At 62.1% G+C, this 7,194-nt stretch carries 8 protein-coding genes; 4 read left to right on the top strand and 4 right to left on the bottom strand.

Features of this window, described 5'->3' with window-relative positions; all coding sequences use genetic code 11:
* From EGI20_RS00435 to EGI20_RS00420, 4 genes are all read left to right on the top strand, one after another.
* Positions 1–358 (top strand): GntT/GntP/DsdX family permease (locus EGI20_RS00435; protein ID WP_498628704.1); only part of this gene is annotated, 358 nt, incomplete at its 5' end.
* A gap of 54 nt (positions 359–412) precedes the next feature.
* A complete protein-coding gene (dsdA, locus tag EGI20_RS00430) occupies positions 413–1,759 on the top strand; it encodes a D-serine ammonia-lyase (RefSeq protein WP_124736487.1) in 1,347 nt (448 codons plus the stop codon).
* Between the two features lie 83 nt (positions 1,760–1,842).
* On the top strand, positions 1,843–2,826 hold the full coding sequence (dsdC, locus tag EGI20_RS00425) for a DNA-binding transcriptional regulator DsdC (protein ID WP_498628701.1): 984 nt from the start codon (positions 1,843–1,845) through the stop codon (positions 2,824–2,826).
* A gap of 33 nt (positions 2,827–2,859) precedes the next feature.
* Positions 2,860–4,503 (top strand): methyl-accepting chemotaxis protein, encoded by a 1,644-nt coding sequence (locus EGI20_RS00420; RefSeq protein ID WP_498628699.1) that lies wholly within the window; start codon positions 2,860–2,862, stop codon positions 4,501–4,503.
* Here EGI20_RS00420 and tpx read toward each other — a convergent pair.
* The 4 genes from tpx to EGI20_RS00400 all read right to left on the bottom strand — a co-directional run bounded on the left by tpx (position 4,476) and on the right by EGI20_RS00400 (position 7,156).
* On the bottom strand, positions 4,476–4,970 hold the full coding sequence (gene tpx / locus EGI20_RS00415; protein ID WP_498628697.1) for a thiol peroxidase: 495 nt from the start codon (positions 4,968–4,970) through the stop codon (positions 4,476–4,478). The genes EGI20_RS00420 and tpx overlap by 28 nt on opposite strands.
* Positions 4,971–5,105: 135 nt before the next feature.
* A complete protein-coding gene (locus EGI20_RS00410) occupies positions 5,106–5,720 on the bottom strand; it encodes an O-methyltransferase (RefSeq protein WP_498628695.1) in 615 nt (204 codons plus the stop codon).
* A gap of 129 nt (positions 5,721–5,849) precedes the next feature.
* Positions 5,850–6,239, bottom strand: coding sequence for a carboxymuconolactone decarboxylase family protein (locus tag EGI20_RS00405; protein WP_498628693.1), 390 nt, complete (start codon positions 6,237–6,239; stop codon positions 5,850–5,852).
* A gap of 17 nt (positions 6,240–6,256) precedes the next feature.
* Complete coding sequence (locus EGI20_RS00400; RefSeq protein ID WP_498628691.1) at positions 6,257–7,156, bottom strand: DMT family transporter; 900 nt, start codon at positions 7,154–7,156, stop codon at positions 6,257–6,259.
* Positions 7,157–7,194 lie beyond the last annotated feature (38 nt).

Genomic DNA, 7,194 nt, shown 5'->3' with positions numbered 1-7,194 from the left:
GGGCAAGGTCCTGGCCGGAACGCTGGCACAACTGGACATGAACCCTATCGTACTGGCCTGGCTGATTGCAGGGCTGATGCACTTCGCCGTCGGCTCGGCCACCGTTGCCATGATCAGCGCGGCCGGCATGGTATTGCCTATGCTGGGCGATAACTCCGGCTACAGCCGTGAAATCATCGTGATTGCCATCGGCGCCGGCGCTATCGGCTGGACCCACGTCACCGACTCGGCATTCTGGGTGGTGAAGGAATATCTGGGTGTCTCGCTATCCGATGCACTGAAGAAATTTACCGGCGGTACCGTGCTGGCCTCCGTGGTCGCACTGGGACTGACTTTGCTGTTGTCGCGCGTGATTTAAGCAGACTACAGACAACACATGATCAAACTTATTATCTGATACAGGAGCAACATCATGATTCTGGGCAAAACAATTGAAAGCTGGTGCGCCAGCTACCCGCTGATCAATGAACTGATCGCCTTGCAGGAAACCAGCTGGTTCAACCCTGGCATCGCACCGACGGCAGAAGCACTGGCAGATGTCGGCCTGACCGCTGCCGATGTGGCCGATGCCAGTGCCCGTCTGGACCGCTTTGCCTCCTACATCATGCAGGTGTTCCCGGAAACCCGCGCCAGCGGCGGTATTATCGAGTCGGGCATCCTGCCCATGCCCAAGCTGCAAGCCGAACTGATGGCGCGTCATGACCAGGAATCTGCCGGCCAGTTGTGGCTCAAGGCAGATTGCAACCTGCCGATTTCCGGTTCGATCAAGGCACGCGGCGGCATCTATGAAGTGCTCAAGCATGCCGAAGACCTGGCGCTGGCTGCCGGCCTGCTCACCATCGATGACGACTACGCCAAACTGGACAGCGATGCCATGCGCGCTTTCTTCGGCCAATACAAGGTCGCGGTCGGCTCGACCGGCAACCTCGGCCTGTCCATCGGCATCATGAGTGCACAGCTGGGCTTCCAGGCCTCGGTGCATATGTCGGCCGATGCCCGCCAGTGGAAGAAGGACAAGCTGCGCGCCCATGGCGTGACCGTGGTTGAATATGAATCCGACTACAGCGTCGCGGTGGCACAAGGCCGCAAACAGGCCGAATCCGATCCTAGCTGCCACTTTGTCGACGATGAAAATTCTACCAGCCTGTTCCTCGGCTACGCCGTTGCCGCCGAGCGCCTGCAGCGCCAGATCGCGGCCGCCGGCATCACTGTCGACGCCGAACACCCGCTGTTCGTCTATCTGCCATGCGGCGTTGGTGGCGGCCCGGGCGGGGTGGCCTTCGGTCTGAAACTGGTATTTGGCGATGCCGTACACTGCATCTTTGCCGAACCGACCCACTCGCCGTGCATGCTGTTGGGCGTCCATACCGGCATGCACGACGCGGTGTCGGTGCAGGACTTCGGCATCGATAACGTCACTGCCGCCGACGGGCTGGCGGTCGGCCGTGCCTCCGGTTTTGTCGGCAAGGCGATGCAGCGCCTGCTGGACGGCTACTACACCGTCAGCGATGAAACGCTGTATCGCTATCTGGCACTGGCCGAACAGCTGGAAGGCATCCGCATGGAGCCTTCGGCACTGGCAGGCGTGCAGGGCATGGCGCGGGTACTGCAGGAAACACAGGGCTACCGTGCCCGCATCGGCCTGAGCGCCGAGCGCATGGCCAATGCAACCCATCTGGTATGGGGTACCGGTGGCAGCATGGTGCCGCCGGCTGAAATGGAAGCCTATCTGGCCAAAGGCCGGGCACTACTGGCCTAAACGTCGACACCCTGCACTGCCCGGGCGCGCTGACTGCGGCAGGCCCGGGCGGTTTGCATCCGGCTTTCCGGTACAATGCGACCATGTTGAATCTTTCGCCAAGAATGGGCGCCAAGCTCACCAACGCCCAGTTCGCCAACCTGCATACCTTTCTGGTGGCGGCCCGCCACCTGAGCTTCGCCCGCGCCGCCGAAGAGCTCTGCCTGACCGCCAGCGCCGTCAGCCACCGTATCGCCCGTCTGGAACAAAGCCTGTCACTTGCACTCTTCCACCGCCTGACCCGGAGGGTCGCCCTGACCGAAGACGGCGAGCGCATCTACCGCATTTTGCAAGGAGCGATGGGGGAGCTGTCAGAGGCATTGCAGCAGACACCGCAAGCCGAAGTGGCCGGCGCCATCGCGCTCTATGTCCGTCCGTCACTGGCTCAGTGCTGGCTGGTGCCGCGTCTGGCCAACTTCAGCGCCCGTTACCCGCATATCTCGCTGGATATCCGCGTGGGTAACGATAACGTCGACGTCCGCACGCAAGCCATCGACTTGGCCTTGTACTACGCCGATGGCGAGTTTCCCGGTCTGGTCGGCAGCAAGCTGATGGGGGAGATGATCGCGCCGGTGTGCAGCCCGGAATATGCCCATCAGCATGGTTTGCTGGACACGCCGGACAATCTGCGCCATTGCACCTTGCTGCACGATTCGCTGGCCTGGCATAACGCGGCCTACGATGCCGAATGGCGCTTGTGGGCGCGTCATCACCAGATGGATGCCTTGTTGCCCGAACGTAGCCTGACCTTTGACCGCTCGGATCTATGTGTAATTGCGGCGCTCAACCATGGCGGCATCGCTATCGGCCGCCATCAGCTGGTACAAAAGCGCATAGACAAGGGCGAACTGATCCTGCCCTTCGGCAATTTCACCCAGCCCGGCCACTATGATTATTACCTGGTTCACCCGCCCTACGCGGCCGTCCCCAAGCGACTGCAGGTGTTGATAGACTGGCTGCACGAATGCGCTACCCAGCCTTGCACACCGACAATTACTTGTCATAAAAATTTAACCACCCAAGGTTAAGCTGCGGCCATTCATATAAAATGGTGCCAGAGAATGACGATCAGCCAGCGCCTGTGGTCCTCGGTTGCGTTTACCCTCGCCTGCCTGCTGCTGGTCATGGCCAGCAGCGCCTATTTGCTGGAGCGGACACTGGGCGAGCTGGAGCACAACCGCCAGCAACAGACGCTCGGCATCCAGCTGTACACCCTCAAGAGCGAGGCGCTGGCACTGTCCCGCGCCGACCCGCTGCTGGATGAAACGGCCGTCAGGCTCAAGCGTGCCGACGCCACTTACGCCCGCCTGCTGCCGGAAGTGCTGGCGGCCTTGCCGGCCAGCGAGCACGAAGTGTTCCGCAACGCGGTTGCCGCCAGCTGGACGCAATACCACCAGCAGATGGCCTCGGCATTACAGATTGCCGCCACCGCACCGGAAGACGCGCTGGCGATCCCGGAGTCCGCCTACAGCAGCTTTCTGGCACCACTGGTCACACGGCTGGATCAGGACCTCCAGCGCCTGCAGGCTCAGACGGAACGGGACAATCTGCAGATTTCCCGCGACCTTGACCAGCTGCTGTTGCTGGTACTCGGGCCGCTGGCACTGGCTTGTCTCGCCGTGGTGCTGTCGCAAGGGCTGATCGCCCACTGGCTCAAACGCCGTCTGCGCGCCATCGACCAGGCCGCCGGCCATCTGGCCGAGGGCTGGCTGTCTACGCGCCTGCCCGAAGCAGGCAAGGATGAACTGTCGCATGCGGCACAAGGCATCAACCGTTTTCTGGAAAAACTGTCGACACTGCTGTCCCGCGTCCACAGCCATGCAGCGGCCGGTGCACATGAAAACACGCTGCTGTCCGGACTGACCCAGCAGGTCATTGCCATCAGCGCGGCTCAGGCTGAAGAAGCCGGCGTATCCCACCATGCAGCCAGCCGCGTCGATGAAGCGGCCGCCATGATCGCCCGCCATCTGGCAGTGATCGAAGCTGGCACCGCCGACGTGACGCGCCGCACCGCCAGCGCCCGCAGCGCATGCGAACAGGGCGCGGTCAAGATGGGGAGCCTGCTCGAGCGCATCGATGCCGTTTCGTTGCAGATGAGTGAACTGAAATGCTCCAGCGACAATATCCGTCAGGTCAGCACGCTGATCCGCGATATCGCTGACCAGACCAATCTGCTGGCACTCAATGCGGCCATCGAAGCGGCACGCGCCGGCGAGAGCGGCCGCGGCTTTGCCGTGGTCGCCGATGAAGTACGCAAACTGGCCGAACGCACCCGCGACGCCACCGACGGCATCGGCCAGGCCCTGCTGCAGATCGAAAACGCGACCGGCGTGCTGGACAGCACCATTCGGGAAGCGGGCAGCACCGGCAACGACAGCCGGCAGGCACAGAGCGTACAGGCCGAAACGCTGGCCGCCGTCGATGCGGCACTGAACGAAGTCAGCCGTAAAGTCAGCGAGATTGGAGAGGCGGGAGAAGAACAGGAAGCCAGCGGGCGACAGATCGTCGACACCAGCCGCCACCTGTCGGACAAGGCACAGGCCATTGCCCGCCAGATGGCCGCCATCGCACCGATGACTCAACGCCTGGATCAGGCCTCGGTGCTATTGCTGGGCGAGATGAGCTGGTTTAAACAGGCAGAACAGACGCCAGAAGTGGCGTCCCTCCACCCAGCTGCTTACAACACCGCCAGCGCCGCAGCGTAGTCCGGCTCCTGCCCGACTTCGCTCACCAGCTCGCTGTGCAACACCTTGTTGTCGGCATCCAGCACCACCACCGCGCGCGCAGTCAGACCCTGCAGGGGGCCGCTGGCAAACTCTACGCCCCAAGTGCTGCGAAACTCGGGATGGCGGAAGGTCGACAGATTGACCACGCCCTCGATGCCTTCGGCGCCGCAGAAGCGCTTCTGCGCGAACGGCAGGTCGGCCGAGATGCACAGCACGGTCACGCCGTCGCGGCCGGCAGCCTGCTCGTTGAACTTGCGTACCGAGGTGGCGCAGGTCGGGGTGTCGACGCTAGGGAAAATATTCAGGATCTTGTTGCCGGCAAAATCGGCCAGCGTCACCTCGGCCAGATCGCCGTTGGTCAGATTCAGGGCCGGTGCCTGAGAGCCGACGGCAGGCAAGACACCAGAAACTTCGATAGGGTTACCGCGCAGGGTGATGGTAGGCATGGGCTGCTCCTTGTGGGTTGACGCCATATCCTGCGCCACATGCCATCGAGATTCAACCACACGCGCATGATGGGTAGGGTGGCTTAGGCCGAAGGCCATCACCCACCAGCGACAAAGGCATCCCTACGCAGTGGCTTACTCTGGCGCTAGCGGCGCACCTTCCCTCACGGCCCGGGTCGCCATGAATTCACCATTGCCGACCGGAACCACGCAACAGAAGAATGCAGGATCCGCTTTGACCTGTGCCATAAACCCCACCATTTCCGCTTCGTGGGAAACGGCATTGTCAACGACCAGCAAACCGCCGGGTCGCAGACTACGCCGCAAGTCAGGCCACCAGCCAAGGTATTCTGAGCGCTCTGAATCAAGAAAGATCAGATCGTATGCATCATCCCTTGCTACTGCCAGCACCTGTCCTGCATCTTCGTGCTGCAAGATAATTTGTTGGTCCAGACCCGAGCGCTCAAAGTTGCTGAGTGCCAGCTGACACTTGAATTCGGAAAACTCTACTGTATGGACCTGCCCGCCCGTTGCCTTACATGCCTCGGCAAGCCATAGCGTCGAATAGCCATTCGATGTGCCGATCTCCAGCACTTGCCTTGCCTTGGTACTACGGACAAGCACGCCCAGCAACTCCCCGGTGCTGCGGGTAATATTGAGCATGCGCCGGGGACGATCACTGATCGTTGCATCATTGCCCTCGCCAAACTGCTCAAGCTCACGCAATAACTGCTGCAGTCCTGACTCCATCTTCCATCCTTTGAGCAATCAGGCCCCTAGCCGAGGCCGAAACATGAATTCACCTGCAATGATGTAGCGCTCACAGGCACCAATGGATGGTGGCCAACACGCCGCATCCTTCACCCTGGCTTACGCCCCCTACTCCACCATCTCCAGCCCCAGCTCGGCCATCAGTTCGCGCGCAACGCGGAATGCCTCCACCGCCGCCGGCGCACCGCCGTAGACACCGACATGCAGCAGCACTTCACGGATTTCGGTAAGGGTCGCGCCGTTATTGAGCGCGCCGCGCAGATGGCCCTTGAGTTCGGTGCTGCGCCCGAGCACCGCCAGCATGGCGCAGGTGACGAGGCTGCGGGTTTTCAGCTCGATGCCGCCGCGCTGCCAGGTGCTGCCCCAGGCATGCTCGTTGACCCAGTCCTGCAAGGGTTGCGAGAAGGCGTCGGCGCTACCCATCGCGCGCGCGACGAATTCCTCGCCCATCACCCGGGTGCGCATGGCAAGGCCGGCCTGTTTGTCCTGTTCACTCATCGTGTTCTCCTCTGGTGTCAGCGGTTCGCACGCGCGGCCAGCCACACGCCGGACAGGATCAGCGCGATCCCGGCGGCGTGATAGGCATGGAAGGCTTCACCCAGAAACAGCACCGACAGCAAGGCACCGAACATTGGCATCAGGTGGATGAAGCTGCCGGCCCTGGCCGGCCCGACGCGGGCAACGCCGAGGTTGTAGAAATAGTAGGCGGCCACCGACGGCAGGGTGCCGACGTAGGCGAAGGTAATCAGCGTGGTCGCGTTCAGCGGCGCACGCTGCCCGCTGGCGTATTCGAGCAGGAAAAACGGCGTGATGCAGGCAAGACCGATCACCACCAGCACCGTCAGCAAGCCCAGGCGGTTGAGGCCAGCCGGCAGGCCGCGCAGCAACAAGGTATACAGCGCCCACGCCAGCATGGCGGCAAATACCACCACGTCGCCGTGGTTGATCTCGAGGCGGATCAGGCGCGCCAATTCGCCGTGCGCGACGATGGTCAGCACGCCGGCAAACGACAGCAAAATCGCCAGCAACTGCAGGGCGCTGGCCTTGATGCCGAAAAACAGCGCGCCCAGCAGCACGATCAGGATGGGGATAAACGAATTCATCAGCACCGCATTGGTGGCAGTAGTTTCCTGCACCCCCAGATACACCAGCGAATTAAAGCCGGCGATGCCGAACACGCCAAGCGCCAGCAAACGGCGCCAATAGGGCAACCATAGCGCGCGCTGCTGCCATGCAGGCTTCAGCCCGAACGGCAGCAATACCAAAAGCGCGATCGCCCAGCGCGCGAACGACAGCGTCAAGGGCGGAATACTGGCGTGGGTGGCACGGGCGAGTACGAAATTGCCGGACCAGAACAGCGTGGTCAGCACCAGGAGCAGATAGGCGGAAGTCAGCGAGGAGCGGGAGGTCGTCATCCCCCGACCTTGCCATGCCATTAGGGTTAAAGCAAGCA

The sequence above is a fragment of the Aquitalea sp. S1-19 genome (assembly GCF_024343515.1).
Note: the sequence above shows the minus strand (reverse complement) of the source record. Positions and strands in the feature narration are given on the sequence as shown.